Consider the following 21,247-nt stretch of genomic DNA (forward strand, 5'->3'; position numbering starts at 1 on the left):
GAAACGCTGGAAGCGGATCAAGGGGTTTGACCAACTGAAGCTGGTCGTGAATAACGTGCAGTTTCGGGATGGTATAGAGGTGGAAGATCAATCTGACAGGAACGCTGCCTGATGGTCATACACCAGATTTGACAATAACTCCAATACAGACTCACACTGAGAAACCTGAATTTATTCCTTAAAATAAAAAACCATTCACAAACAATGAACGGAAAAAACACCGCACACAGATACAAGAAACGGTAGGAAAAAGCCTGATAGGCCATTAGAAAATAAATAAACAAAAACAAGACCCCACCGGTTGCCACAAAAAAAGAATAATCATTAACTTGATGCCTTTTCTCAAAACCTATAAATATCGAAAACAATAGAATAACAAAAGAATACAAAAAAACATTTAATCTACCAAAAACGTTTAACTCACGATAAGAGCCTTCCGATAGCTCACTATACACCACAATTTTGTCATACAACTTATCAGGAAGAAAATAAAAAAAATCAGCCTTAAAAAGCCAAGAAAATATATCAACCTGAAAAAAAACTAAAACCATAAACAAAACTAACGAAAATAGTAAAAAAAGAAAAAGTGAAAACCTTAAAGCCGGGAATAAAAACCAAAAACCGGAATAAATAAATAGAATCCAGAAAGAATTATGGATCAAGCTCGCAAAAATCATAAGAACAAGACCCCAAAATGACTTTCCAGCGCAGACAAGCGCTACAGACAAAACCGCAAAAGATAAGGCTAGCCCTTGCCTCATTACATTTGTGACAAGGTCAAACGTCACACCAGAATAGGACATCAAAACAAATAACAAAAGACCAAGCTCTGTACCGTAGAGTTTTGACGTGAATATAGAAGATATCAAAAAAATAAAAAAAATAAAAAAAGCACTAAACAAAAAAAAGAAAGTATAACTGGAGCTAAAAACCCCCAAAAAATCCATCCAAAACCGATAGCCAACCTCCCACTGAGTCGAATCATAGCGACCCTCAAAAGCAAGGGCATACCTATAGGAATCGGTACCCGAATAAAGATCTCTCGCTCCATAAAAAATAGTGAACGAGACAACAAAAACGAACCCCAAAAGAAAAAGAACACCAGAGGAGATCCTATAGTTATTTATATAAACAATAATAACAAAAAGAAGTGGAGCAACTGGCAATATTGACAAACTTATCTCCTGAGCTAAAAAACACGGATAAGGTACTACCCTAATCATTAAGAGAACAATGGAGCGTCTAATTTACCACCGATGCTCATTCCGGCACTTATCAGCTTCATAAACTGTAAAACATCAAAGACATCGAATTCCTTATTAAACAGTAGCCAACTTTCTGACCGCAATACAACGTTTTAATTCAAAATTTTTTATCAAATAGAAAATTCCAAAAATATAAACTTACCAAAAAATTTGATATATTTTATATTAAAATGACGCTTTAAAAACAGGAACTTATTGATTATCTCAGAAAACCAATCATGTCATTATTGCTAATAGCAGAAAAATCATAGTTTGCAATAAAAATTAAATCACTTGAATATAGCAGAGGCTCGACCAACCAGTGATAAGAGCACTCTTCTTAGAACAGCCATCATCCCAATGCATCTAAGCAATTTAGAGGAGATAATAAGTACATCTTCCAGGTGTTTATTTGCAAGATAGGCGTTACCATTCTTCAGCCTTAATGAATAAAGAGCCATTATGGTTTCAAGCCTCATTTGAAGCTGCTCACTTCTGGCAGTCATTGAATGAACACCATTGACATGCACACGATACATAGAAGGGATTATCTCTGGCATGAATTTACCTTTGCCAAAATCTCCTAACTGGCTCCAAATTGCAATGTCACCATATTTGACATTAGCCAGTTCTCGAGGCCAAGCCGTTAATACATTTCTAAAAAAAGTAGTGGGTGTAAAAATAGAAGCTCCTAACTGCAGCTCTTCTCGACTTAAATCCTTCCTGGCGCCGCCGAAATCTTTATGAACAACTCCATTCCTGTCAAAAGCCTGGATATCAGTATAGCAAATCACGTATTCGGGATTGGCGTCCAAAAATGCCTTCTGGCGTGAAATCTTCTGTTCGTCCAGCCAATAGTCGTCGCCTTCACATATCGCAATATACTTGCCTTTAGCGCGAGGAAAATTAAATTCCGGCATAATGCGGCGACCTTTCGAGTATTGATTTTCTTTTTGATAAATGGGCTTGATTATTGCGGGATATCTTGATTGATATTCTTTCAAGATAGCTACAGTGTTATCCGTCGACGCATCGTCGTGAACAAGCACCTCGAAAGGAAAATCCGTTTTCTGGGATAAAATTCCATTTAACGCATCGCGCACAAACAGCTCGTGATTGTAAGTAATCAAACTGATACTAACCACAGGATCTTCGGCACTTAACTGCCAAAATGAGGTTATTTCCTGCTGAGTTTTTGGTTCTTGCGGCTTAGCAATAGGCATGAGGAAGCTCGAAAATTACTTTGTAGACGTCAATCAGTTTCTGGCCGGAATGCTATTTATTCTTTTTTTCACCATAACCCTTATCATTCTGAAGCCTTCTGCTCCAATTAACATGGAGAGGGCTAGATAGAGCATTAGACCTATAATGCCAGCAGAGATAAAGGCGAAAAATACCCCCCCCAACCCCTGAGCCCCTACAAACCATGCGGCAACGCCAGCTACACTTGCAGAGACTATTGGCTTCGTAACATCCTTAACCTGATCAATAAGCGAATAACCGACCAGCTGCGAAGAAAAGTAGGTATTGGGTATCAAAGCGAGAAAGCTGCCAATCACCTGGCTAATGACGATACCTAACACACCATAGGGTATAGCCGAAAATAATAGGGCCAGATTCACAGCTTTTTTAATCAAGCCGACCTTCAACACAAGATCAGAACGACCTTTTACATTAAGTAAGTTAATATTTAATGCATGCAACGGATACAACACTCCTACCGCACATAGCAACTGCAAATACGGCACAGCATCTATCCAACGCTCGTCAAAAACCAAAACAAACAATACAGGCGATAGGCCTGCAAGAAGAGCCATAACCGGCGCAATCAGAAACATCATAAGCTGCATGATTTGCCGATACTTATGTCTCAACGCGACGTTTTCTTCCTGCAGAGTCGAAAGGGCGGGAAACGTCGCCAGTTGAACTGCTTCAGTGAGCTGTTGCGAAACGAGGTCATTGATTTTTCTGGCAAGGAAATAGAGCCCTGTGATTTCGGCGCTAAAAACACGACCGATCACCAGTACATGTGAATTTCGATACAGAACATCCAACATATTTTCCAGCAGCAAGTTTCGACCAAAGCGAAATAGCCTTGAAAAAGACTTGCCGCTGAATTGAATAGAAGGTTGCCATTGGCTGATGTGCCATAGCACCAAGGCAGAGACCAGCGCGGTGCAGAGTACTTGCACCGCCAAGCTCCATACTCCCCAACCATACCAAGCGGTTATTACGGCCAGACATCCCGACACTACGACACCCAGCGTATTTGCCTTCATCTGGGATTTAAAGTCCATCTTGCGGCTTAGTACTGCCGTTTGCACGACTTTTGCCGCATTGAGAAACACTACCAAACCCATAACCTGTATGAGGGCGGTCAACTCTGGTTGATCGTAAAAACTGGCAACAAGAGGAGCGCTCGCAAACATAACGGCATAAGCCAGCCCGCTCAGCAACAAGTTGGTGTAAAACACAGTGTTAAGATCTGCCTCCGACACCGTTTTGCTTTGGATTAATGCTGCGCCAAGACCGGAATTGATGAAAACATTGGCCAGTTCAAAGACCACGGCAGCCATGGCCACAAGCCCAAAAGCTTCAGGGGCAAGCAAGTGGGCCAGGAACAACATGAATAAAGTGCTTGCTCCCCGAGCCATAAAAAGGCTGGCCAGATTCCATAGAACTGCTACGCCAATCCTCCGATTGATAGCCTCCATTAGTTTTCTTCTGCGCTCATGCCCAGTATTCCTGGCAATTTCGTTTACAGGGGGGGGCCCCGGCTCACTATTTCAAAGGGTTCAGGATCTTGAACTCCCGGAAGGGTCGGGACCACATCCAAATGCCCCGACGGTTTGAGTACACAACTCTCATTTAATAATGAATTCCACAATTTTCGCAGGCGTATCCAGAACTTCAGCCTCATCATCATTAATAGTAACCCCAGCAGCCTCACCTACATCCATGATCACCAGCATTACATCCAGTGAATCGACGCCCAGATCTACAAGTGTTTTGTCCATCTTGTCTTCAGACATCTTCAAGCCTTCAACATTCTTTTCCAGCATTGACATAACGATTTCTACAGCTTCTTCGCGGTTCATAATGCTTCCTATTAGCTTGGCTTTACTTCTTCATAGATTGTGGTCGCCCAGGACAACCCAACACCAAAGCCTGACATAAGTATTCTTTGGGGGCTGTTATCCAATTCGGCTTCCAGCAGCAGCGGGATGGACGATGAAACAGTGTTACCTGTTTCAGAGAGCCTGACGGGAGCCTTATCGGCAGGAATACCGGTTCTCTTGATCGTGTTCTCCAGCATAAAACGACTGCCCTGGTGCAGCAGAAACAGGTCAATATCGTCTACAGTCAACTCTGCGGATGCCAGCGTGCGCTTGATCTGCTTTGGCACATCCTGCAAGGCAAAATTGAACACGGCGCGGCCATTCATTTCCAGACCATGAGCCGTTTTCTGAAGCGCCTCGCTGCCAGCGCCTTTGGTGGAGAATCTCGCTGTGGCTAGCTTGTAGCGCGGTGTGTCGCTGATCAACGTAACAGATGCAGCATCACCAAACAAAAGACATGTGTTTTTATCTTCCGGATCAAGAATTCGGGAATAAGGGTCGCAGGTAAAGAACAATCCCTTTTTCATCCCATTCGCAGTCATAAAAGACTGAATCACATTCAAACCATAGACATACCCAGAACAACCCAGCCCGATATCAAAGCATGCGCATTCTTCCGGTAGTTCCAGTGCGGCGTGTACCAGAGCTGAATTGTGCGGCAAGCCCCCCTTATCCGGGTTTTGAGTACAAAGAACCACGCACTCAATCTCTGACTTGTTGATACTCACTTTTTCACAAAGACGCTCAAAGGCGGCAACGCTTGCACTGACAACGCTGTCCATCTCTTCAAATCGAGGCAGAGTTACGACACCGATTTTCTGCTCGACAAACTCACGGTCTGTTTCAAACCGGTCCGCCTGCGCCAGGTTATCGACCCTGCCTTTCGGGAGGTAACTCGATACTGACTGAATCCCTAACATGAGTGGCTCCTTGGTTGTTCTAATGCGTCACGAAAAGTACATATCCGCGATTTTCTCGCCATTAATGAGGACATCGCTGCACGTTAGCCGTGTACCCACCTGTTTGGTGATGTGCAGCTCTACTTTATCCATCGCGGGAATGGGGAACTGGCCATCATACCGAGAGAAGACCCATTTTTTGGAGCTATCTATGCATTCGAGGTGCATTTTCTTGCAAAGCGACACCAGTAGTTCGATTCTGTCCGTATGGTGAGGGTTGTTCTGAACGATAGTATTGTCCCCGACAATGCAGCCACGGCAAGCCTCGGGCTCATTAAAATCCTGTCGCACCGCCTCTTCGGTTTCGGTAGCCGCACGAATGCACAGCGAGTAACTCCCGCCTTCGGGCCCGGCTATTTTGGCGACTACCGAATCCGCTACCGTTGGCGCACGCTCCTCCAGTATGCAAACCGGGTTGTGGATCATGCGCTTGAATGACACATTGATCCGGCCTTCTACCAATTCTCTCTGGCCAGCGGCTTTAACTAATGCATTGAATAAACTGGTTCCGTGGACATAATTTCGGCCGCCCTTGAACACAAGCTTCAAAACTTCCGACATAAAAACTCCTGACCTACCGCTTGGGACCAGTCTTAAGGCCCACCATTCGCTTGGCGGGATTTCCGAACATCGAGTGGTTTGGCTCGACATTCTTGACCACAACACTACCCATTCCCAGCGAAGCTTCGGCGCCAATCACCAGGTTATCGCGAACATTAACCCCCATTGCGATAGTCGCACCAGCGTGAACCGTTGTATGCCCGGCGAGCAACGATCCTACCGACATCCAAACTCCATCCTCTACAACCGCGCCATGTCCAACATTGCACAAATTACCAATCACCACATCGCTACCAATAAACGTAGGAGCCAGAATGCCACCGACAATCACCGCATTTGCACCAATTTCCGTGTTGTTGCCGATAGACACACCACCCACATGGGGAAACTTGAGCAATCGGCCGTCAGCCGCCCTGTACACCGTCACTCCGTCACTGCCAATCACCGTGTTTTCCCGAATGACGGTATTACGGCCAATTCGTGAGCCGCGCTTAATAACCGACCCCGCACTGATAACACTGCCTGCCCCCACTTCGACGCCAGGCTCGATAACCGCTGAGCCTGCAACCTGAGCTTCGTTCGAGACGGTTGCCTCACTGGTGTAGCCGCACCAATGGGAGTCTACTCCTACCGAATCAATTAACCACGTAAGCACATCCGTAAAGACAGCTCTGGGGTCTGCTACCGCACAGAACTGATTGGAGCCTTGGGTTGACTCATCCGGAAATTCATCGGTCAAAACAAAGGAGTCTGTTAATTTGGCTCCTTTGCCATAATGCTCCGGGCTGGCAAACACCAGTTGCTTATGACCACCGTTGCGGGAATCACAGGTGCCCTCTAATTCCAAATTTTTTGCGCTGGAAAGATGGACAGAGCCAACCAATTTTTCAACAAAAGCGATGATTTCCAGGGAGTTCACAGGTTTTCTGAAAAAGGCACCCATTGGCAGCACAGTCATTGGCACACCTCCAGGACCTTCCTGAAAATCATTTCAATCTCTTTCGTATTCAAGCCGGAGTAGATCGGCAAACAGACGATGCGTTCGGATAGTTTTCCGGATTCGGGGCACATCTTTGCATCAGCACCGAGAGAGGTTACTAAGTCCAGTGACGGGTAAAAATAACGGCGCGCCAGAATATCCGAATTACGCAGCAAGGACATGAGCTCAACAACACGAGTCTCATTTTCTAGCGCTACAGGGTAGTAAGCATGGTTGTAGCTGGCACCAGTTTGAATGTTCTGTTTCTGAACCTTCCCCTGGAGAGCGCGGTCGTAGGTTTCAGTAACGGTCTGGCGATCTGCTTCTATTTGCGCTACTTCATCCAGCACACACAACCCCATCGCGGCCTGCAACTCACTCATTTTTGCGTTGATGCCCAGCTCTTCAATGCTCTCCGGACCGGTGATGCCGAAGTTGATCATCTTCTTAGCCCGCTCCAGATCTCCCTTGCGCTTGAAGATAATAGCCCCACCCTCACCGGTGTGGAACAGCTTAGTGGCATGGAAGCTGAGGGTAGCTGCGTCACCATGTTTGAGTAGACTTTCGCCTTTGTATTTCACACCGAAGGCGTGGGAGGCGTCGTAGATAACCTTCAGGTTGCGTTTTTGGGCGATGGCATTAATGGCTTCTACATCGCAGGCATTGCCGAATACATGCACAGGCACGATGGCCCGGGTGTTCGGGGTAATGGCCGCTTCAATGTTAACCGGGTTCAGACACCAGGTACTCGGGTCTATGTCTGCGAATACCGGCTGCACGCCGTCCCACTTCAGAGAGCTCGCGGTGGCGATGAAGGTAAATGGGGTAGTAATGGCTTCCGGCTGTGCACCGGGGGTTGCATCGCTCACGCCCAGAACGCGGTAGGCGATTTGCAGGGCCAGGGTGCCGTTGGAGACCAACAGGAGGTTTTCAACACCCAGGTACTCTTCCAGCCGTTGGGTTAGCTCTTGCACCAGTTGGCCGTTGTTAGTCAGCCATTGGCGTTCGTAGATGCCGTCCAGGTATTTATCCAGTCTCTCCCGGCTGGGAAGGTAGGGTTTGGTGACGGGTATCATTCAATAGTACTCTTTGAGTTCAGCCATGGCCTGTTCAAGGCTTTGGCCTTCTTTGTCTTTACCGGATAGCAGTAGGTCTTCCGGTTGAAAAGAACCCCAGTGTACGCTCAGAGTTGGGTCATTCCAACGAATAGAGCGTTCATGTTCAGGCGCATAGTAATCAGTGCACTTGTATTGAAAATCCGCCGTTTCACTGGTGACCAGAAAGCCATGGGCAAACCCCGGCGGTACCCACAGCATGCGGTTGTTATCTTCCGAGAGGTATTCCCCCACCCACTGCCCGAAGGTGGTGGAGTTGGTGCGCAGGTCCACAGCTACATCGAACACTTGGCCCCGGGTTACCCGCACCAATTTGCCCTGGGGTTGTTTGATTTGGTAGTGCAGACCTCGCAAGGTGTTTTTAACCGAGCGACTGTGATTGTCCTGTACAAAAGTGGCGTTGATGCCTGCCTCCCGAAACGCTTTTTCGTTCCACGTTTCCATGAAGAAGCCGCGATCGTCTCCAAACACTTTGGGTTCGATGAGTTTTACGTCTGGGATTCCGGTTTCGGTTATTTTCATAAAGTCCGCTTACTTGGTTTTGACCAGTTTCTTCAGATAGGCGCCGTAGCTGTTCTTTTTGAGGTTTTCCGCCTCTGCCAACAGCTGCTGTTCGCCAATGAAGCCCATTCGGTAGGCCACTTCCTCCAGGCATGCGATTTTCAGGCCCTGGCGTTTTTCAAGGGTTTCGATAAAGCCGCTGGCTTCGTGCAGGGAGTCGAAGGTGCCAGTGTCCAGCCAGGCGAAGCCCCGGCCCAGCAATTCGACGCTGAGATCGCCCCGCTCAAGGTAAGCCTGGTTTACACTGGTGATTTCCAGTTCGCCCCTGGCTGACGGCTTTACCTGTTTCGCGATGCTTACAACATCGTTGTCGTAGAAGTAGAGGCCGGTAACGACGTAATCAGATTTCGGGCTGGCCGGTTTTTCTTCGATAGAGACGGCACGTTGGTTTTCATCAAATTCCACCACGCCAAAACGTTCTGGATCGGTGACCTGGTAGCCAAATACTGTGGCACCTTTGTCGCGTTTGGCGGCGGTTTGCAGCATGTTGCTCAAACCCTGGCCATAATAGATGTTGTCGCCCAAAATCAGGCACACGCTGTCTTGACCAATGAAGTTTTCGCCGATGATAAAGGCCTGAGCGAGGCCGTCCGGGCTGGGTTGCTCTGCATAGTTCAGGTTGATACCCCACTGGCGGCCGTCACCGAGAAGTCGCTGAAATCCTTGTTGGTCTTCCGGGGTGGTGATGACAAGGATGTCCCGGATGCCCGCCAGCATGAGTACGGAAAGCGGGTAGTAAATCATCGGTTTGTCGTACACCGGAAGAAGCTGTTTGGAGATGCCTCTGGTGATTGGGTAGAGACGGGTGCCGGAGCCGCCGGCGAGGATTATTCCTTTCATTGTGGTCTTCCGTTGGGGTTGAGAGTGGGGTCAGATGACGGATTTCACAATTTCCTGTGAAGGTTGTGGCGGGCGGGGCTGGCTGGATGAGCCGGTCAACTGGCTCAAGTCCACCCCGTATTGCTTTGCCAAAGCTTCCTGCCGGGCTTTGGGCAGGGATTTGAATTGCTCAGTCTGGGCGGGCTGATCGATTGGGCATTTACAGCTGGTGGCAATAGAAGGCTGACCGTGAAGAGTAGTTTTTTCAGGCTCATTCTATTAAGAGTCGGGGAATCTCCCGGCTCAAGCCAGGGGGCTGCCGAGAGAGGAACACCTGTCAGGCACGCTACCGCCCCACCGACCAGGGCCCAGTGTTTTAAGGTCATAGAATAAGATTATCTGAAAGGCAACAGCGAAACAGCATAAGGAAGGGAACAACTCAATCCCAACTGTGTCCCTGTCGGTAAATGAATATGGTGTTTCAGAAGGGAGCAGATTTTACGGCATCGCCTGTGACAAACAAGTGACCAAAAGCCTAACACGAGGCAATTCAGGGGGTTACCTGAGTAAAGAATTGTTAAAGGATGAAAAATGCAATTATCTTGAATTTAGCCACGGACACTCACGGACGCTCACGGACGGAAAAGAAAACAGATATTTTTTATGGGCTTTGTCCGTGAGTGTCCGTGGCAAAACAGTCTCCAATGCTCATGACTCCGACATTTGTGCCTTCACCATACTTGCGAACTCTGTAAGGAATGCGAGGAAAACACCTCCCATCAAACCCAGCAGGCCAGCCAACAGAACAATCAGGCTCCGCGCCGGCCCCTTACGCTCCGCGCTTTCCCGGTTTACCGTCAGAACTTCCATTGGCCGCATAGAGTTGAGGGTAGCCTCAAGCGATAACCGCTTTTCGAAAGCCGCTGCAATGGCCGCCCCGGCATCCGTTGAACCTTCCAGCATTTTTATCGTTGAGGAAAGCGATTCGATTTGCCTCTCCAGATTCTGCTTCAGGCTCGATACAGCCGCCGATTGCGCTTGCGAGAGCTCATCAATCAGCTGGGCATGGACCTGTTTAACGCCTTCCCTCTGAGACGGCGATGCCTCAGACACCATTCGGATCAGCCCGGTGTTCTCCGGATTCTCGAAGCGGACTTTGAACGGGATAGACCCGTCATGCTCTGCGTGGTAAGTCGACTGATAGTCCGGCAGCCAGCGATTCTCCAGTGTTGCAATGATAGCCGCCGGTTTTTCTATGTAGCTACCAGAGTCCTTCTCCGCCAGCTTGACCAGACTGACATAATCGTATCTTTCCGGCATCAGCACGGCGTAAGCAATTCCCGCCAGTAACGTTGAGAAAAGCACTGCGTAAAACACTCTCCGGCGTTTTAGAAACGTAGTTGCCAGATCCACCAGACTGATTTCGTCGTCGTATTGAGGCTGATTTCGGCGATTATTGTCTTCCATTGGAAATCCACCTCACTTTAATCTGTCGAGCACCCCCGGTCTCATCATCAGCTGACCTTGCACTGGATCAGAGCGTTGCCGTGCGCTTGTTATATTTTTATAGCAGATACCGGTACTTTTACCCTCTGCTGCTTCTGCATCAAGTTGATCATTACAATCGGACGTTCATTTTTGCCACGGACGCTCACGGACGCTCACGGACAAAAGCCCAAAAGAATTCTGTTTTTTCTTTTCCGTCCGTGAGCGTCCGTGAGTGTCCGTGGCAAAAAAATAGTTTGTATGGACTTACAAACCCCCGTGCCTGGACCAGAATTCGGCAGGCGTGATCACGGGGTAATGTTCCTTTAGCACCAGCAGGTCTTTATCACCGGTTATGAGGTAATCCACCGAGTGCGTCTGCATCCCTCTTATCAGGGTTCCGAGTACCGGTGTATCTTTGATGTCTCTCACTGATTCCGGCGGCAGTGCCGCCGGCTCAAGGATTTCAGCCAGCAACCCCAGAATGTCCACGAGGTCGTCTATTTCTGCCTCAGACATTCCATGCCGGCTTCGCAGCCTCGGCAATACTCTGCGAATTTCATCCAGAATATACTCGGAGAGATACACGTCGATGGCCCCACTCCGCCAAGCCTGCATAATTTTTCCAGGAACGCTGGCCGGGTAGGCCATGCCCGAAATGATTACATTGGTATCAATAACTGCCTGAATAGATGCCATCCCTGGTGCCTTTTATTAGCTTCCGGAGCGCTCGTCGGCGATTACACTTTCAATTTCCCTCATGCCTTCTTCCTGAGGCACTTCTGAAAAACCTTTCTCCAACCGCGAACTCAGTGCATCAAAGCGTTGCTCCATTCTGCGGATTCGGCCAAACAAACGGGCATCGACCAAAGCTGCCACCGGTTTACCGTCTTTCTTAATCAGGATGCTGTCGTGCCGGTACTGTACCTGGTTAATCATTTCGCCAAGGTTTTGCCGGAACTTCACTGCGCTGGTTTCTGTGATCATGAGCACCTCCAACCATATTGATCGTATTGATCATAGCACATTGGGATCAGGTACAGCTTTTTTGGCCACGGACCCTCACAGACACTCACGGACAAAAGCCCAATAGAATTTCTGTTTTTTCTTTTCCGTCCGTGAGTGTCCGTGGCCAAAAATTATCAGGTTTTCAAAGCAGATACCGGCACTTTTACCCGCTGCTGCTTCTGCATAAAGCTAATCAGCACGATCGCCCTCGCTTCGCCATCGTAAGCCTGAAAGATCGCATTAATGCCCTCAAAGGGGCCTTCATTCAGCTGTACGGCCTGCCCCGGTTTGATGCCACCCTGCTCGGCCACCGAATCGAGGCTGTCTTTGATGTGCAGAATGACTTCATCACTGATTGCCGCGGGCTTGTTGGCAAAGCTGACGATTCTCAGCACGCCCCGGGTGGAGCGCAGCTTTGCCCACATGGGATCGCTCTGCTCCAGGTTCACGAACAGATAGCCCGGAAAGAGGGGCTCCAGTTTTTTGCTGCGCTTGCCGGCCTTGATTTTTTCCACGGTGATTTTCGGAAAGAAGCAAGCAATATCCTGATTCTGGAGATTTGCAAGAGCGCGATCGCCTTGGGCGGGCTTGAGTTGGAGTGCATACCATGTCATGGGTGGTGAATGTACCAGTTCTTTGTTTTGACGGAATAGGGATTTCACGCATTTTGTTTGTGGTCTTTCAGCTTATAGCGCTTTTTTTAGCCACGGACACTCACGGACCCACACGGACAAAAGCCATTAAAAATATCTGTTCTTTCTTTTCCGTCCGTGAGCATCCGTGAGTGTCCGTGGCTAAAAAATCACTTTCCTTAAGCATCCCCACCCCGAAACCAGCCCCCCGAGGCAATGAAATGCGGATTCAGCAAGTCCTCTTTACCATACCGCAACGGCCTGCCCTCCAGGGTCTCCACCTTGCCACCGGCAGCCATTAATACTGCCTGGGCTGCGCCGGTGTCCCACTCGCAGGTTGGCCCCAGGCGCGGGTAGATGTCGGCATGGCCTTCGGCGATGCGACAGAACTTGAGGGAGCTGCCGGCCTGTACCAGCTCATGCTCACCGAGCTTATCGATGAACGCTCTGGTTTCTTCGTTGAGGTGGTTTTTGCTGGCTACCACACGCTTTACTGCGGTGGGTTCCGCAACCCGTATACGGTGAACTCTGCCGGTGCGGTCACGCTTATGGGCACCCTCGCCCACCACACCCCAGAACGCTTCTTTCAGAGCTGGCGCGATCACGACGCCCATCACCGGCTCGCCGTCTTCGATCATGGCGATGTTAACGGTGAATTCACCGTTGCGCTGGGTGAATTCCTTGGTGCCGTCGACGGGGTCCACCAGCCAGAACCGGCGCCAGTGTTTGCGTTCTTCCCAGGGGATGTCCTTGCCTTCCTCGGAGAGGATGGGGATGTCCCGGCTGATGTTGCGCAGCCCATGGGTGATGATGTCATGGGCGGCGGTGTCGGCAGCGGTGATGGGCGAATCGTCGGTTTTGTAGCTCACCTTGAAATCCGACTGGTAAATATGCAGTACTTTCTCGCTGGCCTCGTCGGCTAATTTGATGACATCGGGAAGGATGGAGCTGTAATGCATGGGCGCGTCCTGCCTGTGAAATTTGTGGTCTACCCTGAATTTTCAGGGAACCAGATCGGAAAACAAAACAGATTCTCCAGCGTGCCGGCTACCAAGCCTTTCGTCATCAGTCACAAGAGTGAGCCCATGGCAAATGGCAGTTGCGGAAATAATGCTATCCGGAAGCTTGAGCGACGTTGTTTGGCGAATCTTTATGGCTGCATCCTGTATCGGCTGCTCCAACTCAATGACAGGAATCTTATGAAGCACAGCTCTGAGTTGCTGTTCATCAGCATCGGTAAGCGATGGCCATGAAAGCAATTCAAGTTTGGTGATTACGGAAACGGCGTAGTAGTTGAGTGGCAGGGTCAGCTTGCGGTTGATTGCATAAATGACTGCGTTGGTATCCAGCAGATATTTACCACTCATCCCTCATTTCCCTTTGAATCTTTACGGCATCACTTCCTTTGAACGCCTCAACGGTGCAGTCGCTCAGATCCAGCGATAATTCACTGGCACCTGAAGCACCCTCCTCTGGCACCATAATCAAAACCCGGGCGTGGCTGTTCTTAAGCTGGCGGTACCTCTCCGGGATCAGCAACACACCGTCTTTGATATCCGCTTCGAATTCAATCGCGTACACCCTGGCCTCCTGTTATACCTTGCTCTATCGCCCTATCGCCCGCCCCATAGGAACGCTTTCATTGTCGCACTCCTTACCTGTTTTCTCCAGCAAACAGATGGGTGCTGAGGTCAATTTGGGGTCAGATGAAATTGGGGTCAGATGAAGTTTTCATCTGACCCCAATTTCAGGTTTCCAGAGTATCAATTATAAGGAGGGGGCCAGAAGAAAGGTAGCCATACCCCACAGGGGTTAAATTGACATAATCCTCTTCAGGGTATAAATTTATTTTATCCCCTTTAAGGTATGAATATGAAAATCACCTCACCTGATGCGCTTGCCCAGGAAATAAAGAATGCCCGTAAGCGCCGGAAGCTCACCCAGCAGGTTGTTTCAGATCAGATTGGCGTGAAACAGGCCACCATATCCAGTTTTGAGAACCATCCGGAGCGAAGCCGGGTGGAAACACTGTTCAAGCTGCTGTCCGCTCTGGATCTTGAGCTGCGTGTGGCCAAGCGCGGCGACACGGAACAGGAAGCGAAATGGGATCAGGAGTGGTAAGGAATGCCTGATTTGACCGTTGCCCTGAATGGCATCCAGGTAGGCAGACTGACCCTTGAGCGGTCTGGCGCCATGGCGTTTCAGTACCTTCCCGATTGGTTAAGCCGGCCGGGTGCCAGGGCTATCTCACTCTCGCTGCCCCTTGCACCCGCACCTTACCGTGGCGCAAAGGTTTATAACTTCTTCGATAACCTGCTGCCAGATTCCGAAGCAATCCGTTCGCGCATGCAGGCCCGGTTCGGGGCGCCAACACGGCATCCTTTTGACCTGCTCTCGAGCGTTGGCCGGGACTGTATTGGTGCAGTTCAACTCTACCCTGAGACGTCTGAAATACCCGATGTCCGCTCCGTGACAGCTTCACCCCTGGATGCCTCAGCGGTGGAGAATATTCTCGGCAACTACCAGGATGCGCCCTTCGGAGTAGCGGGGGACCATGATTTCCGGATATCCCTTGCCGGTGCGCAAGAAAAAACTGCCTTGCTTTGGCACCGGAACCAGTGGTGTCTGCCTGCTGGCAGTACGCCCACCAGCCATATCTTTAAGCTCCCGATTGGATTTTTGAATCACAGCAATATGGACTTACGGGAAAGCAGCGAAAACGAATGGCTCTGCTTGCAGATTCTGAAGGCGTTTGGGCTGCCGGTTGCCAACGCACAGCTGGCTCGGTTCGGGAAGCAGAAAGTGCTGATTGTTGAACGATTCGATCGGCGTTGGTCGAGCGATAACACCTGGCTAATGCGCCTGCCTCAGGAGGATTTTTGCCAGTCTCTTGGTGTGGCGCCGGCCGCCAAATACGAAAGTGACGGTGGCCCCGGCATTCAGGACGCCATGACATTGTTGCTCGGATCTCAGGAGCCCACCAAGGATCGGGAGCTGTTTTTCAGGGCACAGATTCTCTTCTGGCTAATGGCTGCCATTGACGGCCACGCAAAAAACTTCAGCCTGTTTATAGAGCCAGGCTCCGCCTATCGGATGACACCATTGTACGATGTTATTTCGGCCTATCCGCTTATCGCTCAGGGAAGCATGGCCGCAGAGAAGGCAAAAATGGCGATGGCCCTGAAAGGCCGCAACCGCCATTACCATTGGGCTCGCATCCAGGCCCGGCATTTTGTGAGCACCGCCCAACAGGTCGGTTTCTCTGCCGAGAAAGCAAAAAGCCTGATGAAAGACGTAGCCGAGCAAACCAGACCGGTTATTCAGTCTGTAGAGGCACGTCTTCCGGCGGACTTCCCTCCACGGGTCAGCGAACCGATTCTGAATGGCGTTGCGAGGCAATCCGAGGTGTTGTCCGCTCAGCTCTGATATAAAGGAGGGGTCAGAAGAAAGCTTTCTTCTGACCCCGGCTTCACCCACAAAAAAGAATCCCAACACGAAACTTCGCTTTAAAAAGTTCTCGAAACACGATCGTGACAAAACTCGACTGGGATGTTGAGGTGCAGGATTTGCTACAACACCAGGATGACAACCCCGAACAGGTTGGGTATTCACGTGTTTAAAGGTTTTTTTCCGGGATTTTATATCTGAACCAATGATTTATTGCCACGGACACTCACAGACCCACACGGACAAAACCTTTTCTTTCTTTTTTCCGTCCGTGAGCCTCCGGGAAGCGTGGGGTCAGATCAATTTTTCATCTGACCCCATTTTCATAAGTCCATAGTATCATCTATAAAAAAGGGGTCAGAAGAAAGCGTTCTTCTGACCCCGGCTTCACCCACACCCAAAAGAAGGACCTGAACATGAAACTTCGCTTCCTCGGCGGCACAGGAACAGTCACCGGCTCCCGCTACCTGCTCTCGGATGACAAGCACCGGGTGCTGGTGGACTGCGGCATGTACCAGGGCGTGAAAACCCTGCGCCGGCGCAACTGGGCGAAGTTTCCGGTGGACCCGTCCACCATTGACGCGGTGGTGCTTACCCATGCCCATATTGACCACTCGGGCTACCTGCCTGCCCTGGTGAAGAACGGTTTCAAGGGCAAGGTGTACTGCACCAAGGCCACCCACGCGCTGTGCAAGGTTCTGCTGCCGGATGCCGGCTTCCTGCAGGAGGAGGACGCGAAGTACGCCTTCCGCAAGAAGTTCTCGAAACACGAGAAGCCGGAGCCGCTGTTTACCGAGAAGGACGCCTGGGAGGCGCTCAAGCATTTTGAATCCCTGCACTATCACGAGACGTTCGAGCCGGTGAAAGGGTTCCAGGTAACCTTTACCCCGGCGGGGCATATTCTGGGCTCTTCCTGTGTGCACGTTCATCACCAGGGTGCTGACAGAACGGTGGTGTTCAGCGGTGACGTGGGGCGGCAGAACGACATCATCATGCGGCCGCCGGAGCCGCTGCAGAAGGCCGATGTACTGGTGTGTGAATCCACCTATGGCGACCGGGCCCATGGCGAGAGCGATCCTGAAGCCGAGCTTGCGGACATCATCACCCGGACCGCCGGCCGCGGCGGCATCGTGCTTTTGCCTGCGTTTGCGGTTGGGCGGGCGCAGATGCTGCTGTATGTGATTCACAAGATTATGGGAGACGGCAGGATCCCCAGACTGCCGGTATTTCTGAACAGCCCCATGGCCATCAAGGCCACGGAGATCTTTTGCAAGCACCATAAGGAACACAAGCTCAACGCGGCCCAGTGTGAGTTGATGGATGAGAAAACCGAGTTTGTGCGAACCGTGGAAGAATCCATCAAGCTGGACGCCGTGCGTTACCCCTGCGTAATTATCTCCGCCAGCGGCATGGCCAGTGGCGGGCGGGTGCTGCACCACCTGAAAACCCTGCTGCCCAATCCCCGTAACAGCGTGGTTTTCGCTGGCTTCCAGGCGCCCGGTACCCGGGGTGATGCGCTGGTGAACGGCGCAGAGAAAGTGAAAATTCACGGTGAATACTGGCCGGTAAAGGCCGAGATTCACAACATGGATTCACTTTCCGCGCACGGGGACTACAACGAGATTCTGGCCTGGCTGGAACAGGGCTCACTCAAGCCGGAGAAGGTGTACGTCACTCACGGGGAGATGGTGGCGAGTGACATCATGCGCAAGCGGATTCGGGAGAAATTTGGCTGGGATGCGGAGGTGCCGGAGTTATTTGAGGAGGTGGAGATTTAGCGCGGCCTTAGGGTCACGGCCTCGGCCTTGGGGTCAGATGAACTTTTCATCTGACCCCGTTTTCATACCCCGCCTCACGTATTCACGTAGCTCATCGTTTTGTTACACTAAACATAACAAAGCGCGGATCTTTTCATGCAACCTCTACAACGACTGGAGCGGTGGCTACTTGCCTCCAACTCCGCCAAAACCGGACGCCTTTATTCCTCGGCAGCTTTTCGGGCCTTGTTCCCGGAACTAAGCCAGGGAGCCTATCGCGCCCTGCTTCACCGCGCGGAAAAACGCGGGCTCCTGGAGCGAGTGTGCCAGGGCGTTTATCAATACGCGGGCGCCCCGGACAACAGCGGCCTGATCCTCTTCCACGCTGCTGCGTTGCTGCGTGTAAGGCACTTTAATTACATCAGCCTGGAAACCGCGCTCAGCGATGCCGGGCTTATCTCCCAAATGCCAATGGCCTGGGTTACCGTGATAAGTACCGGCCGATCCGCCGAGATAAGCTGTGGCCGCTTCGGAACCATAGAGTTTGTCCACACTGAGCGCCCAATGTCTCAGATCATTGATCATCTGGCTTACGATGCCGACCGCCATCTGTTTCGGGCTTCAACAAAACTGGCACTGGCGGACATGCATCGGTTCAACCGCTCGACAATCGACCTGATACAGGAGCCTGAAGATGGCATTGTTTGACACACTGATTGACGAGGCCATAAGAAATCAGGGGGAATTGACGGCATTACGCCCCGTGGTGGAAAAGGAGATCTTGCATCATGACATTCTGCGAGAGCTGAGCGCTGCAGACTTGCTCCAGAAACTCACGTTTATTGGCGGAACGTGCCTTCGCGCCTGCTACGGCTCCAGTCGCCTGAGCGAAGACCTGGATTTCACGGGTGGGGCGCATTTCAACAAGGCTGGACTGAGCCAGCTCAAGAAAACGCTGGAGACCCGGCTTCAGGAAAAATATGAAGTACCAATCACCGTGACAGAGCCAAAGGCCGAAAAGCAAGGAAATGTGGATACCTGGAAACTCAGCGTTAATACACAACCTCACCGGCCCGATATGCCAGCACAAAGAATCCATCTGGATATCTGTGCTGTACCCAGCTATCAAGTAGTTCCGAGAACAATTCAGAATCACTACGGAATCAACCTGGGTACTGAGTCTCTCATTATCAACGCCCAATCCCGGGAAGAGATCTTCACTGACAAGCTTTTAGCGTTTGCCATGAGGCCGGGGCGGCTGAAATACCGTGATCTCTGGGATATCGCATGGTTAACCCAGATCGGCATCGAACCTGCCTACGAACTGCTTGGGGCCAAGCTGATGGATCATGGGGAATCCGCGGAACGCTTCCTTGAGTGCACTCATCATCGTCTGGGTATTCTGAAGGAAAGCGGGCAGCAACAAAAAGACTTCATTTTCGAGATCTCCCGGTTTATTCCACCAGACCGGCTTAACCGAACCGTCCGGCAGGAGGGCTTCTGGCCTTATCTGTTGAACACTGTCACGGAAACTGTCCACACAGCCCAACAGCAACTCCAGAACGGCTCTACCGGACGAAGTGATACGCCATTTCCTATGTAACCCATGATCGAACGCGGCCTTGGGGGCACGGCCTCGACCTTGGGGTCAGATGAACTTTTCATCTGACCCCGTTTTCATGCCCCCAATTTCAAAGAAGCCGAATACCTACACGCTTCACATGATCAAGTAACTCGTCGTTCTCAACCTGATGTTCCAGGGCAAGATCCACTTTCCAGGGCATCAGCAGGTCATCAATTTCCCCTTCAATCCGGTTAAACTCGCGCCAGGAGATTTCCGGAGCAATCAGCATCAGGTCTATGTCGGAGTTCGGACGGAAATTACCTTTGGCCCGCGAGCCATACAGAACCACACCCTGCACAACCGGGTGGCCCAGGAAAATACCTCTGAGGTTTTCCAGAACATAGTCAGGCAGGCCAGTTGACCGGCCCCCTAAGGCAGTTTCAGCCAATGTCATGTTTTTGGGCCTCTTCACCCATACGCCGCCGGAATTCGGAAAAGAGTGGGTGGTAGAGTTGCAGGATATTCTTCAGAATCTCCCGGGCGGTTTCTTCGTTGTAGGTGTGGGAGGTGCGGTTCCGGTCTTTGAGCATGTGCATCCATTGCTCCCCCTCCTCAATCAGGCCGTTGGCGAACGCTTCCCGGATGGCATCCCTGGACCCCGTAATTCCAGAGTTCCCCTGCCACCGGAAATAATCACGAATGACATTCCACGCCAATTCGTAGGTATATTCGAACGCCTGAATAACGCCCTGTTTTTCGAGCTCAGACAGCTCCCGGGAGTGGCTCAGAGCGACTGCCTCGTCCAGTTGCCGGTAGGCCTTGTCAAAATTGCTCAGGCGCTGCAACCACCGAATATCCTCATTAACCATGCCTTAATATCCCCTCGATGCCTTAGACAAAAGGCTATCACACTGCTCTCACCTGAACTCAACCGTTGCTAAATGCTTTGCCGTTATAGTAGCCGGCTTGGTGGAATTCTGGCTACAGAACCGTGGCACCCCGGCGGCCGATAGGAACTGTGCCATTGGCTTGCGTTGCATCATCGAGACTTCGTGGAGGTTTGCGTTCTGGTTGTCTCGGGTTATGTAAAACGTTGGCCAGGAATACTAGTGCCTGTCCATGATTGTGTGTATCCATGATTATGCGCCCGAGCTGTGCGAGGAGGTGGAGCTGTAGCCCTCCGTCAGATCACTGTACATGAATCTGGACTGAACACGTCGCTCCAGCGAGGGGCGGCACTCGGATCAATCTCGCACTGCCAGGTGCCGCCAGCGCTGCGTACAAATTTGAGTAAAACGCCCGCCAGGTTTGGGTGGGCATTGCCCCCCATGGTCACCTGAATGTGACCAGAACCGTCAGCGTTAACTACAGCGATATCTGTGGCGGCATCCCCCGTGGTGAGGTTTGAGGGGGTATACCCCAGCGCATTGTTGGTAACAGAGCCCGATCCGGACATTTGGGTTTCAAAGGACGTTTTATAGGTCGAAAGTTCTCCAACAGCCCTATTTACCTGAGCCTTCAACACATAACCCTGATAGGAAGGTATCGCGACAGCGGCCAGTATGCCGATGATGGCGACGACGATCATAAGTTCAATCAGGGTAAAGCCGGCGTTTTTTCGTTGCATAATAATAAAAATTGCACCAGGGTTCAGATGTCTGTCACCTCGACTGACGCAAAAGGCCGGCCAGATTATGCGTATCGCTCATAACCCATTATTTTTGAGGCGGCATCTGGCTAAGATGCCGCGGAAAATACCCGTGAAACCAGAACCGGGGAAGGTGGCCGAGTGAGACTTCGTTCTGGTAATAATCAAGATCGTCAGCCATCGCCTGCCGGTATCTGAGCACTTCACCGAACCAAACCGTGCTGGCGACGAGAAACACCGCAGTGAGGGCTGCGATAAGCTGCCCTCGTCATATTGATGGTTTGCCGAAATCCAGATCAGTGCCTGATCTCTGACCTTAATTGACTGACTTCTTCCACAGCCAAACCAG

Annotated in this window: 25 protein-coding genes and 1 pseudogene; 5 read left to right on the forward strand and 21 right to left on the reverse strand. The window is 50.6% G+C overall.

Annotated elements, in window-relative coordinates; genetic code table 11:
* Nucleotides 1-152: 152 nt before the first annotated feature.
* The 17 genes and pseudogenes from AC13C0_RS00655 to AC13C0_RS00735 all read right to left on the reverse strand — a co-directional run.
* A pseudogene (locus tag AC13C0_RS00655) lies at nucleotides 153-1,223 on the reverse strand (EpsG family protein); the annotation flags it as partial.
* Nucleotides 1,224-1,534: 311 nt separating this feature from the next.
* A complete protein-coding gene (locus AC13C0_RS00660; protein WP_482953756.1) occupies nucleotides 1,535-2,467 on the reverse strand; it encodes a glycosyltransferase family 2 protein in 933 nt (310 codons plus the stop codon).
* 33 nt (nucleotides 2,468-2,500) lie between these two features.
* The gene (locus AC13C0_RS00665) at nucleotides 2,501-3,958 is read right to left on the reverse strand and encodes a lipopolysaccharide biosynthesis protein (RefSeq protein ID WP_482953757.1); all 1,458 of its coding nucleotides are present in this window, start codon (nucleotides 3,956-3,958) and stop codon (nucleotides 2,501-2,503) included.
* 150 nt (nucleotides 3,959-4,108) lie between these two features.
* A complete protein-coding gene (locus AC13C0_RS00670) occupies nucleotides 4,109-4,342 on the reverse strand; it encodes a phosphopantetheine-binding protein (RefSeq protein WP_482953758.1) in 234 nt (77 codons plus the stop codon).
* An 11-nt stretch (nucleotides 4,343-4,353) separates the two neighbouring features.
* Nucleotides 4,354-5,283, reverse strand: coding sequence for a ketoacyl-ACP synthase III (locus AC13C0_RS00675; RefSeq protein WP_482953759.1), 930 nt, complete (start codon nucleotides 5,281-5,283; stop codon nucleotides 4,354-4,356).
* Between the two features lie 27 nt (nucleotides 5,284-5,310).
* On the reverse strand, nucleotides 5,311-5,883 hold the full coding sequence (locus AC13C0_RS00680) for a hypothetical protein (RefSeq protein WP_482953760.1): 573 nt from the start codon (nucleotides 5,881-5,883) through the stop codon (nucleotides 5,311-5,313).
* Nucleotides 5,884-5,896: 13 nt separating this feature from the next.
* Nucleotides 5,897-6,841 carry an LbetaH domain-containing protein gene (locus AC13C0_RS00685; RefSeq protein ID WP_482953761.1) on the reverse strand — a complete coding sequence of 315 codons (945 nt, stop codon included), beginning with the start codon at nucleotides 6,839-6,841 and terminating at the stop codon, nucleotides 5,897-5,899.
* Complete coding sequence (locus AC13C0_RS00690) at nucleotides 6,838-7,938, reverse strand: DegT/DnrJ/EryC1/StrS family aminotransferase (protein ID WP_482953762.1); 1,101 nt, start codon at nucleotides 7,936-7,938, stop codon at nucleotides 6,838-6,840. Before AC13C0_RS00690 ends, AC13C0_RS00685 begins: the two co-directional genes overlap by 4 nt.
* Complete coding sequence (gene rfbC, locus AC13C0_RS00695; RefSeq protein ID WP_482953763.1) at nucleotides 7,939-8,499, reverse strand: dTDP-4-dehydrorhamnose 3,5-epimerase; 561 nt, start codon at nucleotides 8,497-8,499, stop codon at nucleotides 7,939-7,941.
* A 9-nt stretch (nucleotides 8,500-8,508) separates the two neighbouring features.
* Complete coding sequence (gene rfbA / locus AC13C0_RS00700) at nucleotides 8,509-9,378, reverse strand: glucose-1-phosphate thymidylyltransferase RfbA (RefSeq protein ID WP_341582339.1); 870 nt, start codon at nucleotides 9,376-9,378, stop codon at nucleotides 8,509-8,511.
* A gap of 687 nt (nucleotides 9,379-10,065) precedes the next feature.
* Nucleotides 10,066-10,824 carry a Wzz/FepE/Etk N-terminal domain-containing protein gene (locus AC13C0_RS00705; RefSeq protein ID WP_482953764.1) on the reverse strand — a complete coding sequence of 253 codons (759 nt, stop codon included), beginning with the start codon at nucleotides 10,822-10,824 and terminating at the stop codon, nucleotides 10,066-10,068.
* A 285-nt stretch (nucleotides 10,825-11,109) separates the two neighbouring features.
* On the reverse strand, nucleotides 11,110-11,541 hold the full coding sequence (locus AC13C0_RS00710) for a putative toxin-antitoxin system toxin component, PIN family (protein WP_117617716.1): 432 nt from the start codon (nucleotides 11,539-11,541) through the stop codon (nucleotides 11,110-11,112).
* A 15-nt stretch (nucleotides 11,542-11,556) separates the two neighbouring features.
* Nucleotides 11,557-11,829, reverse strand: a complete 273-nt coding sequence (locus AC13C0_RS00715) for a type II toxin-antitoxin system prevent-host-death family antitoxin (RefSeq protein WP_341582341.1) — start codon at nucleotides 11,827-11,829, stop codon at nucleotides 11,557-11,559.
* Between the two features lie 155 nt (nucleotides 11,830-11,984).
* A complete protein-coding gene (gene rfaH, locus AC13C0_RS00720; protein WP_341582342.1) occupies nucleotides 11,985-12,464 on the reverse strand; it encodes a transcription/translation regulatory transformer protein RfaH in 480 nt (159 codons plus the stop codon).
* Between the two features lie 197 nt (nucleotides 12,465-12,661).
* Nucleotides 12,662-13,441 carry a 3'(2'),5'-bisphosphate nucleotidase CysQ gene (cysQ, locus tag AC13C0_RS00725; protein WP_341582343.1) on the reverse strand — a complete coding sequence of 260 codons (780 nt, stop codon included), beginning with the start codon at nucleotides 13,439-13,441 and terminating at the stop codon, nucleotides 12,662-12,664.
* Nucleotides 13,442-13,483: 42 nt separating this feature from the next.
* Nucleotides 13,484-13,849: a type II toxin-antitoxin system VapC family toxin gene (locus tag AC13C0_RS00730; RefSeq protein ID WP_341582344.1), complete on the reverse strand. Its 366-nt coding sequence runs from the start codon at nucleotides 13,847-13,849 to the stop codon at nucleotides 13,484-13,486.
* Nucleotides 13,839-14,063: a hypothetical protein gene (locus tag AC13C0_RS00735; RefSeq protein WP_117617721.1), complete on the reverse strand. Its 225-nt coding sequence runs from the start codon at nucleotides 14,061-14,063 to the stop codon at nucleotides 13,839-13,841. Before AC13C0_RS00735 ends, AC13C0_RS00730 begins: the two co-directional genes overlap by 11 nt.
* Nucleotides 14,064-14,354: 291 nt before the next feature.
* On the opposite strand from AC13C0_RS00735, the gene AC13C0_RS00740 reads away from it, so the two are divergent.
* From AC13C0_RS00740 to AC13C0_RS00760, 5 genes are all read left to right on the forward strand, one after another.
* Nucleotides 14,355-14,603, forward strand: a complete 249-nt coding sequence (locus AC13C0_RS00740) for a helix-turn-helix domain-containing protein (RefSeq protein ID WP_117617722.1) — start codon at nucleotides 14,355-14,357, stop codon at nucleotides 14,601-14,603.
* A 3-nt stretch (nucleotides 14,604-14,606) separates the two neighbouring features.
* A complete protein-coding gene (locus AC13C0_RS00745; RefSeq protein ID WP_117617723.1) occupies nucleotides 14,607-15,908 on the forward strand; it encodes a type II toxin-antitoxin system HipA family toxin in 1,302 nt (433 codons plus the stop codon).
* A gap of 437 nt (nucleotides 15,909-16,345) precedes the next feature.
* Nucleotides 16,346-17,707 carry an MBL fold metallo-hydrolase gene (locus tag AC13C0_RS00750; RefSeq protein WP_341582345.1) on the forward strand — a complete coding sequence of 454 codons (1,362 nt, stop codon included), beginning with the start codon at nucleotides 16,346-16,348 and terminating at the stop codon, nucleotides 17,705-17,707.
* Nucleotides 17,708-17,842: 135 nt separating this feature from the next.
* Nucleotides 17,843-18,394 (forward strand): type IV toxin-antitoxin system AbiEi family antitoxin, encoded by a 552-nt coding sequence (gene abiEi / locus AC13C0_RS00755; protein WP_341582346.1) that lies wholly within the window; start codon nucleotides 17,843-17,845, stop codon nucleotides 18,392-18,394.
* A complete protein-coding gene (locus AC13C0_RS00760) occupies nucleotides 18,381-19,289 on the forward strand; it encodes a nucleotidyl transferase AbiEii/AbiGii toxin family protein (RefSeq protein WP_341582347.1) in 909 nt (302 codons plus the stop codon). Before abiEi ends, AC13C0_RS00760 begins: the two co-directional genes overlap by 14 nt.
* An 88-nt stretch (nucleotides 19,290-19,377) precedes the next feature.
* On the opposite strand, the gene AC13C0_RS00765 is transcribed toward AC13C0_RS00760, so the two are convergent.
* The 4 genes from AC13C0_RS00765 to AC13C0_RS00780 all read right to left on the reverse strand — a co-directional run.
* Nucleotides 19,378-19,704, reverse strand: coding sequence for a nucleotidyltransferase family protein (locus AC13C0_RS00765; protein WP_117617725.1), 327 nt, complete (start codon nucleotides 19,702-19,704; stop codon nucleotides 19,378-19,380).
* Complete coding sequence (locus AC13C0_RS00770; RefSeq protein WP_341582348.1) at nucleotides 19,691-20,119, reverse strand: nucleotidyltransferase substrate binding protein; 429 nt, start codon at nucleotides 20,117-20,119, stop codon at nucleotides 19,691-19,693. The genes AC13C0_RS00765 and AC13C0_RS00770 overlap by 14 nt, the downstream gene beginning before the upstream one ends.
* A 314-nt stretch (nucleotides 20,120-20,433) precedes the next feature.
* Nucleotides 20,434-20,877 (reverse strand): pilin, encoded by a 444-nt coding sequence (locus AC13C0_RS00775; RefSeq protein ID WP_117617727.1) that lies wholly within the window; start codon nucleotides 20,875-20,877, stop codon nucleotides 20,434-20,436.
* 78 nt (nucleotides 20,878-20,955) lie between these two features.
* On the reverse strand, nucleotides 20,956-21,247 hold a 292-nt coding region (locus AC13C0_RS00780; protein ID WP_482953765.1), incomplete at its 5' end, for a hypothetical protein.

This window comes from Marinobacter sp. B-21, from assembly GCF_056857895.1.

What these genes read in the sequence shown, in the direction of transcription:
- AC13C0_RS00685 (WP_482953761.1), bottom strand. Translation starts at nt 6,841, where the DNA reads ATGACTGTGCTGCCAATGGGTGCCTTTTTCAGAAAACCTGTGAACTCC.
- cysQ (WP_341582343.1), bottom strand. Translation starts at nt 13,441, where the DNA reads ATGCATTACAGCTCCATCCTTCCCGATGTCATCAAATTAGCCGACGAG.
- rfbA (WP_341582339.1), bottom strand. Translation starts at nt 9,378, where the DNA reads ATGAAAGGAATAATCCTCGCCGGCGGCTCCGGCACCCGTCTCTACCCA.
- AC13C0_RS00765 (WP_117617725.1), bottom strand. Translation starts at nt 19,704, where the DNA reads ATGACATTGGCTGAAACTGCCTTAGGGGGCCGGTCAACTGGCCTGCCT.
- AC13C0_RS00710 (WP_117617716.1), bottom strand. Translation starts at nt 11,541, where the DNA reads ATGGCATCTATTCAGGCAGTTATTGATACCAATGTAATCATTTCGGGC.
- AC13C0_RS00715 (WP_341582341.1), bottom strand. Translation starts at nt 11,829, where the DNA reads ATGATCACAGAAACCAGCGCAGTGAAGTTCCGGCAAAACCTTGGCGAA.
- AC13C0_RS00760 (WP_341582347.1), top strand. Translation starts at nt 18,381, where the DNA reads ATGGCATTGTTTGACACACTGATTGACGAGGCCATAAGAAATCAGGGG.
- rfbC (WP_482953763.1), bottom strand. Translation starts at nt 8,499, where the DNA reads ATGAAAATAACCGAAACCGGAATCCCAGACGTAAAACTCATCGAACCC.
- AC13C0_RS00665 (WP_482953757.1), bottom strand. Translation starts at nt 3,958, where the DNA reads ATGGAGGCTATCAATCGGAGGATTGGCGTAGCAGTTCTATGGAATCTG.
- AC13C0_RS00750 (WP_341582345.1), top strand. Translation starts at nt 16,346, where the DNA reads ATGAAACTTCGCTTCCTCGGCGGCACAGGAACAGTCACCGGCTCCCGC.
- AC13C0_RS00740 (WP_117617722.1), top strand. Translation starts at nt 14,355, where the DNA reads ATGAAAATCACCTCACCTGATGCGCTTGCCCAGGAAATAAAGAATGCC.
- abiEi (WP_341582346.1), top strand. Translation starts at nt 17,843, where the DNA reads ATGCAACCTCTACAACGACTGGAGCGGTGGCTACTTGCCTCCAACTCC.
- AC13C0_RS00660 (WP_482953756.1), bottom strand. Translation starts at nt 2,467, where the DNA reads ATGCCTATTGCTAAGCCGCAAGAACCAAAAACTCAGCAGGAAATAACC.
- rfaH (WP_341582342.1), bottom strand. Translation starts at nt 12,464, where the DNA reads ATGACATGGTATGCACTCCAACTCAAGCCCGCCCAAGGCGATCGCGCT.
- AC13C0_RS00775 (WP_117617727.1), bottom strand. Translation starts at nt 20,877, where the DNA reads ATGCAACGAAAAAACGCCGGCTTTACCCTGATTGAACTTATGATCGTC.
- AC13C0_RS00770 (WP_341582348.1), bottom strand. Translation starts at nt 20,119, where the DNA reads ATGGTTAATGAGGATATTCGGTGGTTGCAGCGCCTGAGCAATTTTGAC.
- AC13C0_RS00680 (WP_482953760.1), bottom strand. Translation starts at nt 5,883, where the DNA reads ATGTCGGAAGTTTTGAAGCTTGTGTTCAAGGGCGGCCGAAATTATGTC.
- AC13C0_RS00745 (WP_117617723.1), top strand. Translation starts at nt 14,607, where the DNA reads ATGCCTGATTTGACCGTTGCCCTGAATGGCATCCAGGTAGGCAGACTG.
- AC13C0_RS00690 (WP_482953762.1), bottom strand. Translation starts at nt 7,938, where the DNA reads ATGATACCCGTCACCAAACCCTACCTTCCCAGCCGGGAGAGACTGGAT.
- AC13C0_RS00705 (WP_482953764.1), bottom strand. Translation starts at nt 10,824, where the DNA reads ATGGAAGACAATAATCGCCGAAATCAGCCTCAATACGACGACGAAATC.
- AC13C0_RS00675 (WP_482953759.1), bottom strand. Translation starts at nt 5,283, where the DNA reads ATGTTAGGGATTCAGTCAGTATCGAGTTACCTCCCGAAAGGCAGGGTC.
- AC13C0_RS00670 (WP_482953758.1), bottom strand. Translation starts at nt 4,342, where the DNA reads ATGAACCGCGAAGAAGCTGTAGAAATCGTTATGTCAATGCTGGAAAAG.
- AC13C0_RS00730 (WP_341582344.1), bottom strand. Translation starts at nt 13,849, where the DNA reads ATGAGTGGTAAATATCTGCTGGATACCAACGCAGTCATTTATGCAATC.